Source organism: Rhizobium rhododendri (assembly GCF_007000325.2).
Lineage (GTDB): Bacteria > Pseudomonadota > Alphaproteobacteria > Rhizobiales > Rhizobiaceae > Rhizobium > Rhizobium rhododendri.
Map to the genome: position 1 here is coordinate 3,422,202 of NZ_CP117267.1, position 17,187 is coordinate 3,439,388.

General features: G+C 61.4%; 12 protein-coding genes. 2 read left to right on the forward strand and 10 right to left on the reverse strand.

Annotation, left to right across the window (positions count from 1 at the left end):
- Positions 1–8 precede the first annotated feature (8 nt).
- The gene (gene treZ, locus PR018_RS16560) at positions 9–1,817 is read left to right on the forward strand and encodes a malto-oligosyltrehalose trehalohydrolase (RefSeq protein ID WP_142830254.1); all 1,809 of its coding nucleotides are present in this window, start codon (positions 9–11) and stop codon (positions 1,815–1,817) included.
- Here treZ and PR018_RS16565 read toward each other — a convergent pair.
- The 5 genes from PR018_RS16565 to PR018_RS16585 form a co-directional block, all read right to left on the reverse strand.
- Positions 1,814–4,933 (reverse strand): efflux RND transporter permease subunit, encoded by a 3,120-nt coding sequence (locus tag PR018_RS16565; RefSeq protein ID WP_142830116.1) that lies wholly within the window; start codon positions 4,931–4,933, stop codon positions 1,814–1,816. The genes treZ and PR018_RS16565 overlap by 4 nt on opposite strands.
- On the reverse strand, positions 4,930–8,046 hold the full coding sequence (locus PR018_RS16570; RefSeq protein ID WP_142830117.1) for an efflux RND transporter permease subunit: 3,117 nt from the start codon (positions 8,044–8,046) through the stop codon (positions 4,930–4,932). The genes PR018_RS16565 and PR018_RS16570 overlap by 4 nt, the downstream gene beginning before the upstream one ends.
- Positions 8,043–9,353: an efflux RND transporter periplasmic adaptor subunit gene (locus PR018_RS16575; RefSeq protein ID WP_279621400.1), complete on the reverse strand. Its 1,311-nt coding sequence runs from the start codon at positions 9,351–9,353 to the stop codon at positions 8,043–8,045. The genes PR018_RS16570 and PR018_RS16575 overlap by 4 nt, the downstream gene beginning before the upstream one ends.
- A 155-nt stretch (positions 9,354–9,508) precedes the next feature.
- Complete coding sequence (locus PR018_RS16580) at positions 9,509–10,279, reverse strand: transporter substrate-binding domain-containing protein (protein WP_142830120.1); 771 nt, start codon at positions 10,277–10,279, stop codon at positions 9,509–9,511.
- Positions 10,280–10,282: 3 nt separating this feature from the next.
- Positions 10,283–11,164 (reverse strand): hypothetical protein, encoded by an 882-nt coding sequence (locus PR018_RS16585; RefSeq protein ID WP_142830122.1) that lies wholly within the window; start codon positions 11,162–11,164, stop codon positions 10,283–10,285.
- A gap of 176 nt (positions 11,165–11,340) precedes the next feature.
- Between PR018_RS16585 and PR018_RS16590 the strand changes: the two genes are divergently transcribed.
- Positions 11,341–11,598 (forward strand): DUF2171 domain-containing protein, encoded by a 258-nt coding sequence (locus PR018_RS16590; RefSeq protein WP_202617168.1) that lies wholly within the window; start codon positions 11,341–11,343, stop codon positions 11,596–11,598.
- A 74-nt stretch (positions 11,599–11,672) separates the two neighbouring features.
- Here PR018_RS16590 and ggt read toward each other — a convergent pair whose 3' ends face one another.
- The 5 genes from ggt to PR018_RS16615 all read right to left on the reverse strand — a co-directional run bounded on the left by ggt (position 11,673) and on the right by PR018_RS16615 (position 17,177).
- Positions 11,673–13,262 carry a gamma-glutamyltransferase gene (gene ggt / locus PR018_RS16595; protein ID WP_142830124.1) on the reverse strand — a complete coding sequence of 530 codons (1,590 nt, stop codon included), beginning with the start codon at positions 13,260–13,262 and terminating at the stop codon, positions 11,673–11,675.
- Between the two features lie 72 nt (positions 13,263–13,334).
- Entirely contained in the window at positions 13,335–14,714 is a 1,380-nt protein-coding gene (locus PR018_RS16600) for a dipeptidase (protein WP_142830126.1), read from the reverse strand.
- Positions 14,711–15,466 (reverse strand): SDR family NAD(P)-dependent oxidoreductase, encoded by a 756-nt coding sequence (locus tag PR018_RS16605; protein WP_142830128.1) that lies wholly within the window; start codon positions 15,464–15,466, stop codon positions 14,711–14,713. Before PR018_RS16605 ends, PR018_RS16600 begins: the two co-directional genes overlap by 4 nt.
- The gene (locus tag PR018_RS16610; RefSeq protein WP_142830130.1) at positions 15,463–16,479 is read right to left on the reverse strand and encodes a ketopantoate reductase family protein; all 1,017 of its coding nucleotides are present in this window, start codon (positions 16,477–16,479) and stop codon (positions 15,463–15,465) included. Before PR018_RS16610 ends, PR018_RS16605 begins: the two co-directional genes overlap by 4 nt.
- Entirely contained in the window at positions 16,476–17,177 is a 702-nt protein-coding gene (locus PR018_RS16615) for a creatininase family protein (RefSeq protein ID WP_142830131.1), read from the reverse strand. The genes PR018_RS16610 and PR018_RS16615 overlap by 4 nt, the downstream gene beginning before the upstream one ends.
- Positions 17,178–17,187 lie beyond the last annotated feature (10 nt).

A 17,187-nucleotide genomic window follows, 5' to 3' on the forward strand; every position in this document is an offset into this window, starting at 1 on the left:
CCTTCCTGATGCGTTTGTATGTCTTGAGAGAAAGTACGCCTGTGAGCCTCGCCCATTTCGGCCCCGTCTTTACCGCCAGCGGCATGCTTTTCCGTCTATGGGCGCCCCGCCAACAGGCTGTATCCCTGCGAATAGGCGATGTGGCGCCGGTCCCCATGGCTGCCGGTGTCGATGGCTGGTTCAGCGTCAACATAGATGGCGCCGGGGACGGCACCGCTTACAAGTTCGTTCTCGAGGATGGCCTGGAAGTTCCTGACCCCGCGTCCCGGTTTCAGCCTGACGGCCCGCATGGCCCGAGTGAGGTGGTCGACCCCAAATCTTATGTGTGGAGGTCAACGGGGTGGACCGGGTTGGCATGGGAAGAGGCTGTTGTCTACGAACTTCATGTCGGCACATTCACGCAGGAAGGCACATTTCGAGCGGTCATCGACCGGCTGGACCACCTGCAGTCACTCGGGATAACCGCGCTTCAACTCATGCCGGTCAATGATTTTCCGGGCGAGCGGGGCTGGGGCTATGACGGCGTCCTTCCCTATGCGCCGCATGGCAGCTATGGACGCCCGGAGGATCTCAAGGCGCTGATCGACGCCGCTCACGAGCGGGGCATCTGCGTTTTTCTCGACGTGATCTACAATCATTTCGGCCCGGACGGAAACTATCTCCCGTCCTATGCGCCGCTGTTCACCGACAAACACAAATCGCCCTGGGGGCAGGGCATCAATTACGATGGCGAGGGATCGCAGTTCGTCCGCGAATTCGTCATCCAGAATGCTCTGTACTGGCTCCAGGAGTTTCGCGTCGACGGTCTTCGCTTCGATGCTGTCCACGCGATTGTCGACGACAGCCGCGAGCATCTCCTGAAGGAAATGGCGCGACGCATCCGCAGCGAAATTTCCGGACGGCATATCCACCTCATTGTCGAGAACGAGGACAACAACAGCGCGCTGCTGTTTCGCAACAACTATGGCAAGCCCGAGCTTTATACCGCCCAGTGGAATGACGACATGCACCACGTGATGCACGTCGCGGCGTCGGGCGAGGATTTTGGCTACTACGCAGACTACGCCGACGATCCCGCCAAGATCGGACGCGGACTGGCCGAGGGCTTCGTATTTCAAGGCGAGCACATGCCCTACCGTGGTGCGGCGCGAGGCCAGCCCAGTGGAGCACTGCCGCCGACAGCCTTCATATCCTTCATCCAGAACCATGATCAGATCGGCAATCGTGCCTTCGGGGATCGTCTCAACGAGACAGCGTCGCCAGAGGCAATCGAAGCCATGGCCTCGATCTACCTCTTGGCACCGCAGATCCCGATGCTGTTCATGGGTGAGGAATGGGACGCAAGGCAGCCCTTCCCGTATTTCTGCGACTTCAACGACGAACTGAACGAGATCGTCCGGAAGGGTCGAAGGGAGGAGCTCTCGCGGCTACCCGGCTTCGACGATGACGTTGCCGATGTGCCGGACCCGACGCGGCGCGAAACGTTCCTGTCTGCGAAACTCGACTGGCAGGATGTGGAAAAAGAAGCGGGCGCCGCGCGGCTGGCCCTTTACCGCGACCTCCTTGAGGTAAGGCGTCAGGAAATCATTCCCCGCCTTCCGGGCATTGTCAGTGCCGGCGGCGGGTACAGCGTCGAGGGCAAGCTGGTGGCGGTCAACTGGTCGCTCGTCGACGGCACCTCGCTACGGCTGCTCGCAAACGTCGGTGCCGACGAGCTGCACCACGGAGAGGCATTGCAAGGCCGGGTCATCTGGAGCCAGGGCAAGTTTGCCGATGGTATCCTCTCGCCCTGGTCGGTCATCTGGTCGATAGGTTAGGCCTCGGAAGACTCGCCATCCCTGACATCGACAGGCTTAGCCCGGCGCCGGAAAGACCAGCGGCGGTGCAGCTTGGCGAGCATGATGTAGATGATCGGGGTGGTATAAAGCGTCAGGACCTGCGAGATCACCAGGCCGCCGACAATGGTGATCCCGAGCGGGCGGCGAAGTTCGGAGCCCGGCCCAGTGGCGATGATCAACGGCACGGCACCCATGATGGCAGCCAGCGTCGTCATCAGAATGGGCCTGAACCGCTGCAGGCAGGCCTGGAATATCGCTTCTTCCGATGACAGACCGCGCGTGCGCTCTGCTTCAAGGGCAAAATCCACCAGCATGATGCCGTTTTTCTTGACGATGCCGATCAGCAGCACAATGCCGATAAAGGCAATGATGCTAAGCTCCGTTCCGCTGATTTCCAGCGCCAGCAAGGCTCCAAGCCCTGCCGATGGCAGCGTCGAGATGATGGTCAGCGGATGCGCCAGGCTCTCGTACAAAACCCCCAGCACGATATAGACGGCGACCAACGCGGCCAACAGCAGGAGCGGCTGGCCACCGGACGATTGCGCGGCGCTTGCAGCATCGCCCGCAAAGTCTGCATGCAGCGAATCCGGAAGGTGCAGATCGGCGACGGCGCGTATCACGCTGTCGTTGGCGGCCTGTAGCGTGCCCCCGGGCGCAAGGTTGTAGGAAAGGGTGACGGCTGGAAACTGCCCCTGGTGGTTGACAACTAGTGGCGCCAGTGTGCGCTGCACCTTGGCAACGCTGCTGAGGGGTACCTGGGTGCCATCCGCAGCCGGTACGTAGAGATTGGTGATCGCTTCCGGATCAAGGGCATAGGTCGGATCGGCTTCAAGCACGACGCGATACTGGTTGCGCTGAGTATAAATCGTCGAGATCTGTCGCTGGGCAAAAGCATTGTTGAGAGCGCTGTCTATCGACTGGATGCTGACACCAAGCCGTGCCGCCTCGCTGCGGTCGATGTTGACGGTCGCCTGAAGCCCGTTCGGCTGGCGGTCGGTGGCGACATCCGCAAGCGCCGGTTCTGCCTGCAGCGCCGCCAGCACCTTCGGCGCCCAGGCAACGAGTTCGTCGTAATTGGAATCCCAGAGAGTAAACTGGTACTGCGATTGTGACGACCGCGCGCCGACGCGAATGTCACTGGGGGAGAAAAGGAAGGTACTGAGCCCTGGCACCTTGGCCAGCTGCGTTCGTAACCGGGCTATGACCTCGTCGGTCGAAACGCGTTCCGCAGCAGGCTTCAGCGAAATCAGCAATTGCCCCTTGTTGATCGAGCTGGAAAAGCCACCACCACCAACCGATGATCCAACCCCGGAAACGGCTGGATCGGCGCTGGCAATCGCTGCCGCCTTCTGCTGCAACAGCACCATGGCGGGATAGGAGATATCCGTAGAGGCTTCGGTGCCGCCCTGAATGAAGCCGGTATCGTCCTGCGGAATAAAGCCCTTCGGCACTTTAACATACAGAAACGCCGTGATGGCGACGCAGCCGAAAATGACGACAATAGCCATCGCGCGGTGGTGCAGAACAGCCTTCAAGGTCCGTCCGTAGAAGCCGACAACGGCGTCCAGCGTCCTTTCGACTGTGCGGGCGAAGAAATTCGGCGGCGCTTCGTTGTCGTGAGCCAGCAGCCAGTGGCCACAGATCATCGGCGTTACGGTCAGGGAGACGACGGTCGAGACGACGATCGCAAAACCGAGCGTCAGCGAAAATGCCTGGAAGAACCGACCGATGATCCCGCCGAGGAAGAACAGCGGTATGAAGGCTGCCAGCAGCGACAGGCTGATCGAAATGACGGTGAAGCCGATCTGTCGCGCGCCTTCTTTTGCCGCCTCCATCGGCCGCATCCCTTTTTCGAGGTTTGCGTAGATGTTCTCGATCATGACGATGGCGTCGTCGACCACGAAGCCGACGGAAACAACCAGCGCCATCAGCGACAGGTTGTCGATCGACAGCCCACAGGCCCACATCAGCGCAAAGGTGCCGGCCAGCGACAACGGCACGGTCACCCCGGCGGCCAGGGTCGGCGTCGTCCGTTGCAGGAATACGAAGACCACCGCCATGACGAGGAACACGGTTGCGAGCAGCGTCCACTGCATGTCATCGACGCTGGCGTTGATGGTGGTTGTCCGGTCGGAAAGAATTGCGATGTTGATCCCGGCGGGAATGGTTTTCTGCAGTTCGGGGATCAGCGCCTTTACCGCGTCGACGGTTGAAATGACGTTGGCGTCCGCCTGCCTGGTGATATTGAGCAGCACCGAAGGCTTGCCGTTATACCAGGCGTCGGAGCGGCTGTTGCGGACGCCGGGCTCGACGGTGGCTATATCGGACAGGCGAACCGACGTGCCATCGCCGCTTCGGATGATGATGCGGCCGAAAGCCTCTGGCGTCTTCAACTGTGCATTCATGCTGATGGCGAAGGCTGCATCCTTGCCGTCGATAGAGCCGATGGGTCCAAGCGTATTGGCATTGACGATGGCGGTGCGTACTGCATCGAGTGAAAGCCCGATGGCCGATAGCCGGTCGGGGTTAAGCCGGACGCGCACCGCTGGCTGGTCGGCGCCGCTGGCGGTCACTTCACCGACGCCATCAACCTGTGAAATCTGCTGCACCACCACCGTGTCGGCAGCATCGTAAACGGCACTCGGTGCCAGATTGTCGGAGGTCATTGCCAGGATGAGAACAGGTGCTGCGGCCGGATTGACCTTGCGGAACGACGGCAGTGTCGGCAAGTCAGCCGGGAGGTCGATGGCAGCAGCGTTGAGTGCCGCCTGCACATCCTGCCCGGCACCATCGATGCTGCGGGAAAGATCGAACTGTATGGCAATGCTGGTCGAGCCGAGCGAACTCACAGACGTCAGTTCGGTAACGCCGGCAATCGTGCCGAGATGCCGTTCGAGGGGGGCCGCGACGCTGGCCGCCATGCTGGCAGGATCGGCGCCCGGCCGGCTGGCCGACACGATGATGGTGGGCAGATCGACGGCCGGAAGACTGGCGACCGGCAGGAAGAAATAGGAGACGAAGCCGAGGATCATCAGCCCGATCGACAGGAGCACCGTGCCGACAGGCCGCTTGATGAACGGCTCGGAGATGTTCATGCCCGGCCTCCCGCTCCGCTCGCCTCTGGTGCCGGGGTGCCCGTCGGCCGGCCGACGATGCGGCTGCGCAGCCGCTCGAAGGCGAGGTAGATCACTGGCGTGGTGTAGAGTGTCAGCAACTGGCTGAGCACAAGTCCGCCGACGATACTGATACCGAGCGGGGTGCGCAATTCCGAACCCGTGCCGGTTGCCAGCGCCAGTGGCAACGCGCCGAAGAGAGCTGCCAGCGTCGTCATCATGATCGGCCGGAAACGCAGGATCGACGCTTGCAGGATCGCCTCGCGCGGTGGCAGCCCGCCGCTGCGCTCTGCCTCCAACGCGAAGTCGATCATCATGATGGCGTTCTTCTTGACGATCCCCATCAAAAGCACGATGCCGATCAATGCGATCAGCGACAGGTCCTGGCCGAACAGCATCAGCGCCAGAAGCGCGCCGACACCGGCCGACGGCAGGGTGGACAGGATGGTGATCGGGTGGATCGCACTTTCATAGAGCAGTCCAAGAACGATGTAGATGGTCACGACCGCCGCCAGGATGAGCCAGGGCTCGCCGGCAAGCGATGACGAAAACTCCTCTGCATCCCCCGAATAAGCCCTCTGGATGCTGTTCGGCATGCCGATTTCGCTTTCGGCTGCCGTTACCGCGCTGACGGCATCGCTGAGTGACGCGCCTGGCGCCAAATCGAAGCTGAGCGTCACCGAAGGAAATTGCGCGTCATGACTGATGACCAGCGGCGCAGTGGTGAAGGTTGCGGTCGAGAAGGCATTGAGTGGTACCTGGACATCGCCGGTGCCGGCGACATAGAGCTTGTCGAGCGATTTCGGATCCGCCTGAAACTGCGGTGCCGCCTCGACGATGACGCGGTACTGGTTCGACTGCCCGTAGATCGTGGCAATCTGGCGCTGTCCGAAGGCGTCGTTCAGCGTGTCGCTGACCGCTTGCATCGAGACACCGAGGCGCGACGCCGTTTCCCGGTCGACATCGACGAAGATGCGTCCGCCGCCCGTCTGAACTTCGGAGGAGACATCGACCAGGGTCGGCGCCTTCTGCAATTGGGTCGCCAGTTTCTGCGCCCAGTCGACGACGACAGCGGTATCGGTGCCAGTCAAGGTGTACTGGTACGGCGCACGGCTCGACCGGGTGCTGATGCTGATGTCCCGCACGCTCTGGAAGGTCACATGAACCCCCGGCATTCCGGCGACCTCGTTGCGTAACCGGTCGATGATCTCTGTCGAGGACGAGGTGCGATCGCTGCGCTGGCGGAGCACAAGGCTGAGAGTACCGGTGTTGAGCGTCAGGTTGTTGGCGCTGGCCCCGACCACCGAGACGATGCCGGTGACGTCCTTGTCGCCACGAAGCCGCTCCGTCACCAGCGCCTGCGTCCGCTTCATGGATTCGAAGGACGTCGTCGGCTCCGTTTCAATGACTGCGGTAATGAGGCCAGTATCCTGCGGCGGCAGGAAACCCTTTGGAATGAAGATGTAGAGGCCGATGGTCGCAACCAGTGTCATTACGGTCAGAAGCAGCATCAGCGGGCTGCGATCGATGGCCCAGACGAGGCTCCGGCGATAGCCACCAATCAGGCGGTCCATCATCCGGTCAGCGCCGGCGAGCATGCCGCGGCGACCCTCTGCCGGCTTGCGCAGGATACGGGCGCACATCATCGGCGTCAGCGTCAGCGAGATGATTGCCGACACGACGACGGCAATTGTCAGCGTCAGCGCGAACTCGCGAAACATCCGCCCGACGATCCCGGTCATGAACAGCAGTGGAATGAAAACCGCGACCAGCGAGAAGGTCAGAGAGATGATCGTAAAGCTGATTTCGCCTGCGCCCTTCAGCGCCGCGTGCATCGGGTCGTCACCTTCCTCGATGTGGCGGGCGATGTTTTCGATCATGACGATGGCGTCGTCGACAACGAAGCCGGTGCCGATCGTGAGTGCCATCAGCGACAGGTTATCGAGACTGAATCCGGCAAACCACATGACGCCGAAAGTGGCGATCAGCGAGAGCGGCAGCGCCACAGCAGCGATGATGGTGGCGGTGATCGTCCGCAGGAAAACGAACACGACGAGAATGACCAGCCCGACGCTGAGCGCCAGCGTCCATTGTACATCGTGGATCGAAGCGCGGATGGTTTCCGTTCGGTCATTGACGATATCGAGGGCAATGCCGGCCGGCAGTGCTTCCTTCAACTGCGGTAGCTGTTTGAGGACATCGCCGACTGTCTTGATGACGTTTGCGCCGGGTTGGCGCATGACATCGATGATGACCGCCGGCTTGCCCTGGTACCAGGCACCGACGCGCGTGTTCTCAAGGCCCTGCACCACATCGGCAATATCCTTCAGCAGGATGGGCGCGTTGTTGCGGTAGGCGACGATCACCGATTTGTAGGCCTCGGGATCGACGATCTGGTCGTTCGCGGCAAGCGTGAAGGACTGGTGCGTGCCGTCGAGCGCACCCTTCGCACCGGCAACGCTGGCAGCGACGATAGCGCTGCGGATGTCCTCGAGCGCAAGCCCGTACGAGGCGAGGCGAGGCAGGTTTGCCTGGATACGGATCGCCGGCTTGACGCCGCCCTGGATCGTGACATTGCCGACGCCACTGACCTGGCTCAGCTTCTGGGCCATCATCGTATCGGCGAAATCGCTGAGATCGCGGATCGAATAGCTGGAGGAACGTAGCGCCAGCGTGATGATTGGCGTGTCCGCTGGGTTCACCTTGGAATAGGTCGGCGGATACGGAAGGGTTTTCGGCAATGTCGACCCGGCGGCATTGATGGCAGCCTGCACGTCCTGCGCAGCACCGTCGATATCGCGGCCGAGGTCGAACTGTAGGGTGATCTGGCTTATGCCGAAGGCGCTGGACGAGGTCATCGAGGCAAGCGAGGGGATCTGGCCGAGCGGTCGCTCGAGCGGTGCCGTCACCAGCGACGCCATTGTATCCGGATCGGCGCCGGGAAGCTGCGTCGTCACCCGGATCGTCGGGAAATCGACTTGCGGCAGTGGCGCCACCGGCAGCTGCGCGTAGCCGAGCAACCCTCCCAGCAGTACGGCTACTGCCAGCAGGGATGTCGCAATCGGGCGGTTGATGAAGAGCGAGGAGACGCTCATTGCGTCGCTGCCGGCGGGTTGGCCGGCGCCGCTCCATCGTTTGCGGGCTTGTCGCCGCCGTCGCTGTTGTGATGCCGGTGCGGCTTGCCATCGGCTCCGGTTGTTGTCGCCGGTTTATCGACGGCCGGCTTCGAAGGATCGGAGACCTCGACCTTGGAGCCCGTCTGCAGCCTTGCAAATCCTGTCGTCACGACGATGTCGCCGGCGGCGATACCGTCGGTGATCACGGCCTGGACATCGTCCTGCTGTCCGACCCTGATCGGTTTCATAAGCACGGTCTGGTCGGGCTGGAGGAGATAGGCGAAGGTTCCGTTCGGACCGCGTTGGACGGCTGCGGTCGGCACGACGATCACGCCTTTCATTGTTTCGATCAGCAGGCGTGCATTGACGAAAGCACCAGGCCAGAGTGCCAGCTTTTCGTTAGGGAAATTGGCTTTGAGCTTCACCGTGCCGGTGGTCACGTCGACCTGGTTGTCGACGACTGCCAGCGTGCCGGTATCGACAACGGCCTGGTCGCCGCCTGCAAGGGCCTGAACGCTGAGAGTGCCTGCTGCGTTGGCGGCATTGACCTTGGCCAGCTGCTGCTGCGGCACGGAAAAGACGACGGAAATTGGCCGGATCTGGGAAAGCGTCACGATACCGGTCGTATCGGTCGAGCTGACGATGTTGCCGATGTCGACATTGCGGATACCGGTGCGTCCGTCGATCGGTGCCTTGATGGTCGTATAGTCGAGCGTTGCCTGCGCGCTCTCGATGGCCGCCTGGTCGGATTGCACCTGCGCCTGGTACTGGGCAACCTGAAATTTTGCCGTATCGACCTGCTGCTGCGTACCGGAGTTCGACTGAAGCAGCCGCTGGTAGCGCTCGAAGTCGTTCTGGGCACTTTGCAGCAGCGCCTGGTCCTGGGCCTTCTTGCCAACGGCCTGGTCGAGCGTGGCCTTGTAGACGGCATCGTCGATACGGGCGATCACGTCGCCCTTCTTGATGTCCTGGCCTTCCTCGAAATGGATCTCTACCAGCTCGCCGCTGACCTGCGGCCGAACAGTGACGGTGTTGAGCGGTTTCACCGAGCCGACACCGTCGATGTAGACAGGCACATCCGTCGCCTTTGCCACGGCTGTCAGCACTGCCGTCGGGCCCGTCGATTGCGCCGCCCCGCGTCGTCGCCCGCCACCGCGTGTTCCGCTTGCCTGCTGGGTGTTTGCAGCTTGACCCACGCCAAGCATGCGCTCGGCCGGTCCCAGCCAGCTGTCGCGAAGGACGTAGGCTCCGACGCCGATGGCGGCGACGATTACGACCGATATCAAGACCCGAGAAGTCCGAGCCATTTATTCACCTTCTTTCGCGATTCCAGACAAGAGCCGTCGGTCACGACCTTATCGTGCAGCGGGCGCAGAAGGAATTTGTAGCGGAATTAAATTTTGTCCACGTGGACGGGCAAAACAGCAGTGCTCGCAGCAGTTTAAGGCGTGACAACCGCCGGTGCGACCGGCTCATTGGCAAACCCGGCTGAATCGAGTGCGCGGCGGACCAGTCCCGATCGCTTGGCTTTCTCCATGAACTCGCTGACAATCGAGAGAGCCATGGGTTTCTCGCGGCCGACAGCAATGGCGATGCCCGTTGCCTGGAAGCCGCCATCGAGAACGCGCGCGCCGGGGAGCAGCGGCAGAAGCGTCTGGAAGGCATCCCGCGACAACGCCAAAGCATCGGCATTTCCCGATCGTAGGCGTTCGACGGCCTCCGCAATCGTCGAAACGGCAACGGGCGCCGTATGACAAAGGGTGCGCGCCGCACTGCGAATAGTCGTGGTATTGGCAATGCCGACGACCCGCACTCGGTCGTCATCGACGCCGGTCAAATCGACGATGCCTGAGGCGTGGCTGACGAGATAGGTGCTTTCCAGGATGTAATAGGCCGGCCCGAAAGCCACGCGCGTGCTTCGCTCTGCATCCACCGGCATGAAGCTCACGTCGATCCTGCCGTCTTCGAGGGCTTGCGTACAGTCACCGGAGTTTGCAAATCCGGTGATCGCCAGCGGGCTGCCCAGCTGCCGGGCGAGTTCGGTAACGAGATCCACCGTAACACCCTTATATATTCCGCTAGCCTCGTCGAGTGTCACGAACAGTGCCGATGGCGCAGGTGCTGCTACAACGCCGGCCCTGAGGGTGCCGGTGGGAAGAAGTTCGCGCCTTCCGGCATCGTCGGCGCTGCCGTATGTTTTCGAGCCTGTCAAAATCTAGGACCTGATGACGCGCGATGGCGCTTGCCGGTCTTCCAGCGCCGCCTGTGCGGCGGCGTCTATCACAGCAAATTTTTCGGCCTGATAATTCCAGTATTCTGCCACGAAACTGCGAGACAGCCAGAAGCTGCTCTTGCCGGGCGCGCCGGCCCAGCCGACACTTCCCATGCCGGCGGCCTGTTTCAGAAGGCGTTTGAGGTGCGCATTTGAAATCATGAACTGCTGGTGGATATCGCGCATGGAAATGGGGCCGATCAGGATCTTGTCCGTATCTCCCTCCATCGTCTGTATACGGGAGATCAGGTAATCCATCACCACGCCACCGGAGTTGACCCAGTTGAAGAGCGCGAAACTCGGTCCGGGATTGCGGACCGCATCGCTGTTGATGATTTGCCTGGCAATCATCGGCTGCATGACCGCAATTGCGTCCGGATTGGCCAACATCTGTTCGATCCGCGAGCCACCGTCGAGACTATCGAGGATGAAGAGGTGCGTCTGCAGCCATCGGCCGAGATAGTCGACAGCGGTTGGTGTTGGCTCCAGCAGTCGTGTCCGCCGGTCTGCGCGGTCTGGAACAGCGGCCAGAAACCGGTAGGCCAGCATCTCCTGGAGAAAGGCGACGGCGGTGTTGCGGCTGGAGATCTGGTGCTTCAGCACGAGATCGACATAACGCGCCGCATAGAGGCCCGATCCTGGCTCGTCAGGGTATCCGTAATGAAGCGCGAAACCCGCATGGGCAAGAAGCCAGCGTTGCTGCGCAGCGAAAATAGAAGCAATGCGTGGATTTTCACGATAGATTGCAATAAGCTCGTCGGCACAGCGAAGGATTGCGGTCAGAAAATGCTGGTTAGCGCTAAGGTCTTTGGCTTTAAACGTCATGAATTTTGCCTAAGTAATAAAGTGCCGGTGCGCCGCAACCGGATGCGTTTGCCTATCGTCTCGTTGGTCCCCTGAGCTCCGACTGAACAAAGAGCTTCGAGATTCTCAGTTTATTTTTATCGTCTCGCATCCAAAAGCCTATCGATGCGTTTTAATTCTATTACAAGGAGAACGTTATGATAAATGCTTCAACAATAAAAGAACACGCAGAAGTTATTGGCGCCGATGGCGTCCACGTCGGCACCGTCGACCATGTCGTCGGCAGCCGCATCAAGCTGACCAAGAAGGACAGCGGCGAAGGTTCGCACAAAGGCCATCACCACTTCATCGACCTGAGCCTCGTTGCCGAAGTCGAAGGCGAACGCGTTCGCCTGTCGGCAAACGCCGATGTCGCTGTGACATTCGAGGAAGAAGAAGGCGGCCAGCAGGCCTGATCCTTCACAGCTTCACAATCGGAGCCCCGCTAAACGCGGGGCTTTTTTTGTGAGTTATACACTCTAGCGCCAGATCAGCAGCCGAGCGCGATGCCGTCCTTGCGATGGTCGGAACCACCGAGCAATATGCCGCGCTCATAGTCGATGAGGATTGCTTGCGCGCCGCCGATCGGCTCGTCGGCCCACTCCGTGAGGTGCCCTCGTCGATCGAGATCGGCCTTGACCTCCGGCGAAATGGTCGGCTCTAGCGACAGGGTGCCACCGAAGTAAAAGCTGCGCGGCTGGTCGCTGGCCTGCTGCGGATCGAGATCTCGGTCAAGAATCTGGCTCAGCAGATGCGCGTGCCCGCAGGCCTGATACTGGCCGCCCATCACGCCGAAACTCATGCGCGGCCGTCCGCTTTCCATCAGCATGCCCGGGATAATGGTATGGAAAGGTAATTTGTTTGGGCCGATGGCATTCGAGTGGCCTTCCGTCAGCACGAAACCGGCACCGCGATTTTGCAGCAATACGCCGCTGCGCGGGGCGTAGATGCCGCTGCCGAAGGGGAAGAAGACGGAGTTGATCAGCGAAACTGCATTGCCATCGCGGTCTACCACCGAAACGTAGACGGTATCCTTGTGGGTCGGCCCTTCCCACGTGGAGGCGGCAGACGCACGATCGAGACTGATCTCGCGGCGCATCGCATCTACAGAACGATCCGACAGCAGTTCGTCGATATCGAATGTCAGGTGGTCGGGGTCGCTGATCAGTTGATCGCGACGAGCATAGCCTGCCTTGGTCGCTTCAGCGAGCAGGTGGATACGGTCGGCCTCCGTCAGCTTAGGATCGCGCAGGTCGAAGCCGTCGAGGATGCGGGTAATCAACAGTGCTGCCAATCCCTGGCCATTAGGCGGGCATTCCAGCAGATCGAGCCCACGGTACTGGCCCGAAATCGGCTTGGTCTCAAATGCCTTGTAATTTGCAAAATCGCTTTCTTCATGTAATCCGCCGAGCGATTGCAGCAGCGTGGCGATCTCCTCCGCCACGGCATCCCGGTAAAATCCGTCTCGACCGCTCTTGGCGATCGCCCGAAGGGTTGCGCCGAGCGCTGGATTGGCCATGCGCTCACCGGTTCGCGGCGCCCGGCCATTGCGCAGGAAATAAGCGGCTGAATCTGGAAATTTGGCAACGCGGCCTGCATAGCGCGTCCAGTCCAGTTCGACCCGGGGGGTGATGACGTAGCCGCCTTCTGCTGCCGCGATGGCCGGTGCCAGCACACGATCCAACCCGAAGGCACCATACCGCTCGATCAACTGACACCAGGCATCGACTGCCCCCGGAATTGTCACTGCATGCGGGCTGTCATCGGGGATGCTTGTCAGGCCCTTTTCAAGCAGATGGCCAAGGTTTGCCTTCTGTGGCGAACGGCCGGATCCATTGAGGGCGACAGGTGTTCCACCCGCAGGGCAGTACAGCGCAAAGCAATCGCCACCGATGCCCGTCATCAGCGGATCGATGACCGATTGCAGTGCGACAGCGGCCACGGCGGCATCGACGGCACTGCCCCCGGCACGCAGGATATCGACGGCAGCAAGGCTTGCCTGCGGGTGCGATGTCGCCGCCATGCCCCGGTCCGAAATTGCCACCGAACGGCCTGGCTTGAAGAAATCACGGGATTGCATGCTGTTTTCCTTATGCTTTACGGCAGTTTGCTGAAAATCATCGGCTATTGATGCGCGACAAGGGCGGCGCGATCAAGCCCCGCCGATTCCCAGCCGTGTCAGCAGCATTGCCCAGGCGGTCAGCCCGATGCGGAAATTGGCAAGCCGGAAGAACTCGTTCGGCGCATGATAATCCTCGTCCGATGTCGAGAACGAGAAGAAGATCGCCTCTCGGTCCAGATGCTTGCGGAACGACGCGCCAATCGGGATCGTGGCGCCCATCGCAACGCGCAGGGGCTTCTGTCCCAACAGTTCCTCGAGCACGCCCTCGGCCACCGCCAGTGCGGGCAATTCGGGATTGACGAAAAATGCTTCGCTCCCGGGCCCGTGCCGGTGAATGTCGAGGGTGAAACCCGGCGGGAGTCTCGCCTGCAGATGTTGGGTGACGACCGAGAGAATGTGATCCGGTTTCTGCCCAGCAATCAGCCGGCAGGTGATCTTGGCAGTGGCGGAGGAGGGAATGACGGTTTTCGTGCCCTGGCCCTGGTAGCCTCCCGAAATTCCGTTGAACTCCAGCGTCGGCTCCAGCCATTGGCGGATCAGCAGATCCCGGCCCTCTGCGATCGGCGCCTGTCCCTGAACCCCGATGTCGCGATAGTATTCGCCGGCGTCGAAATCTGCCGCTTCGATGGCGGCGATGATCGTCGGATCCGGCGGCGCCGTACCGTCGAGAAAGCCGTCGACGGCCACTCGCCCATCATCTCTGTGCAGGGAGGCGAGCAGAACGGCCAACGCCCGGATAGGATTGGGGGCGCTGCCTCCGTGCCGGCCGGAATGCAGGTCCTTCGAAGCGCCGGTGACGGAGATATCCATAGCCACCAGACCCCGGCTGGCAACGGTCATCGACGGCCGGTCGGGCCGCCACATCGCACCATCGGCCGAAATGACCAGGTCGCAGTCTAGCCTCTCGCGGTAAGTCTGGAGCGTGGCTTCGAAATTCGGACTGCCGGACTCCTCCTCGCCCTCGATCAGCACCTTGAGATTGACCGGCAGGCGCCCCGCCGTCTTCATGAAGGCTTCCGCGACAAGGATCGGGATCAGCAGAGGCCCTTTGTCGTCGGAGACACCCCGCGCATACAGCCGACCGTCTCGTTCGGTCGGCTCGAAGGGCGGTGTCTGCCACTTTTCCAGCGGATCCGGCGGCTGCACGTCGTAATGGCCATAGATCAGGAATGTCGGGAGCGAGGGATCGCTGATCAGTTCTCCGTAGACTGCCGGATGGCCGCCGGTTTCAAGCAGTTCGACGGCAGCAAAGCCGGCCTGCGTCATGCGTCCCGCAACGAACCGGGCCGCCTCGGAGATACCGTCGGCATAGGCCGGATCGGTGCTGACGCTCGCGATACGGCAGAAGGCCTTGAGGTCTTCCAGCGCCTCGGCAAAATGCGCGTCGAGGTAGCTCTCCATCTCGCTCATTTGCCACCATCCACACTGATGACCTGTCCGCTAATCCAGTTGGCAAAATCCGAAGCGAAAAACATGACCATCGCTGCGATGTCATCCGGCACGCCGAGCCGTTTGAGGGCGATGTTCTGGAGGAGCTTGGCTTGTCCCTCGTCGCCCATCGCATCCCATTGTCGTTCCGTCGTCGGATTGGAACGCACGAAGCCGGGCGCCACATTGTTGACGGTGATACCCCACGCTCCGAGCTCGTGGGCAAGCTGTCGCGTCAGGCCGATCTGGCCGGCCTTGGCGCTAGCATAGGCCTGTATGCCGGTCAGCGATATGCCGAGGCCGGCACCACTGGAGATGTTGACGATCCGGCCGTAGTTCTGCCTCTTCATGCCGGGCGCCACGGCCTGTGCCATGAAGAAGGCGCCGGAGAGGTTGACGTCGAAGATCGACTGCCAGTCCTGTTCGGAAATCTCCTCGATCGGCCGTCCAGTCTGGCCACGCACGCCGCCGGCGTTGTTGACGAGGATATCCACCGTCGCACCGTCTGTTTCGATAGCGGCGATCAGCCGCTGGCAAGCACTGCGATCGCCGACATCGAGCCGGTGGGTCCTGACGGCGTCGCTGAGCGCAGCCGTGTCCGCAAGCCCGGCTTCGTTGACATCGCATGCGTGGACGATGGCTCCCCGGCTGGCGAAGGCCAACGCGATCGCTCGGCCAAAGCCATGGGCGGCACCCGTGACGACAACGGTCTTTCCGGCAAAGTCGATATTCACGCCACGCTCTCCAGTTCGTCGAGATTCCTCAGCGAAAGAGGACGCTTGCCATCCTCGATCTCGTGGATCATTTCCACCAGCCGCGTGGCGATCGGGGTCGGGACGCCGAGCGAGCGACCGACATCGACCACCGGCTGGACCTGTGCGTCCACCTCGGTCTTGCGCTTGCGCACCGCCAGGTCCCGCCAGATGCCGGAATGGGACTTCAGCGAGGTGCGGTTATGCGCCACCATCTCGTCGAACGACCGCTCGGTGTCGGCAGCGGTTGCCGTCGGTGAGAAGGCGGCGGGATCGAAGCCGTTGAAAGCCTCTGGCTTGATGTTGTTGGCGCTAGCGACGCGGCCGACTTCCAGCGCCAGCTTGGTCAGCACCGGCCGGTAGCGCGTATTGGCCAGCACATCGGCGATGCTGTCGTCAGTCAGCGCCGTGCCGAACAGCAGCGCGCCGTAGACCAGCTTGCCCCACAGGAAGCCCCAGATATTGTCGGTAAGGATAGCCTTGGAATCGAATTCGTGCAGCAGACGGTGGATTGTTTCGATTCGCTCTGTCGTCTTGCCATCGAGTTCCCCGACCACGACCGCGCCGCGCCCGCTGTAGTGCACCACGCCCGGCGACAGATAATCGGCACCGAAATTGACGAAGCAGCCGATCACCCGCTGGATGCCGACGACCGGCGCGATGACCTGTTCGTTGAGGCCGTTCTGTGCCGAAACGACGTAACCGTCGGAGGCGAGATGATCCACAAGCGCATGGCTCGCCGCCTCGGTGTGGTGGGCCTTGACGCAAAGATAGATGCGCTCGTAGACGCCCTCCAGTTGCTCCGGGAGGTAGGCCTTTGCCTTGACGGTATCCTCAAAAATCGGCCCTTCGATCGTCAAGCCCCTGTCGTTTATGGCGGACACATGGTCTGCGGCATTGTCGACGAAAATGACCTCATGGCCGGCGCGGATGAAAGCGGCGCCCAAGGTTCCCCCGATGGCGCCGGCACCCCAGATGACAATAGGCGTGCTCATGCCCAGCCTCCTTCGAGAAGCTCACGTGTTTCCGTCACCGCCACATCCCAGATCGCCTGCATTTCCTCATCCGGCCGCTCGTAGTAGCCGCCGAAGTTGCCGTCGCCGAGCAGGGCTTTGACACCTGCGGGGTTCATCGCTCGCATGTGGGCGAGATCGACCATCGGCTTCTGTTGGGTCGATTGGACGACGCCCGGCAGGCGCGTCCAGGGAAAATTCTCCATCCACGACGCATGCGAGGCGACGGTGTCGATCTCCTGCACCTTGGCAAAGGTCTTGGGTGCGTTCCACCAGTTGTGGAACTTGACCGATGTGTCGGGATTGTCGGCCATCCATTCGACCGCCAGGCTGCCTGCCGGCTGGTTGCCGCCATGGCCGTTGACGATGAGGATGCGCCGAAAACCCTGCAAGCGCAGTCCATCGAGGATATCGCGGACGATGCGGATATAGGTCTCCTGGCGCAGGCTGATGGTGCCGGGATAGGCGAGGAAATAGGGCGTGATGCCGTAGGCAAGCACCGGAAACACCGGAAGACCCAGCGGCTCGGCGGCATCGAGGGCAATTTTCTCGGCCAGGATCGAGTCGACCGACAGCGACAGATGAGCATGCTGCTCGGTGCTGCCAAGCGGCAGGATCGCCCGGTCGTCGGTCTTCAGGTAGGCCTCGATCTGCTGCCAGTTGGTGTCGGAGATCTTCATGGTTATTCCT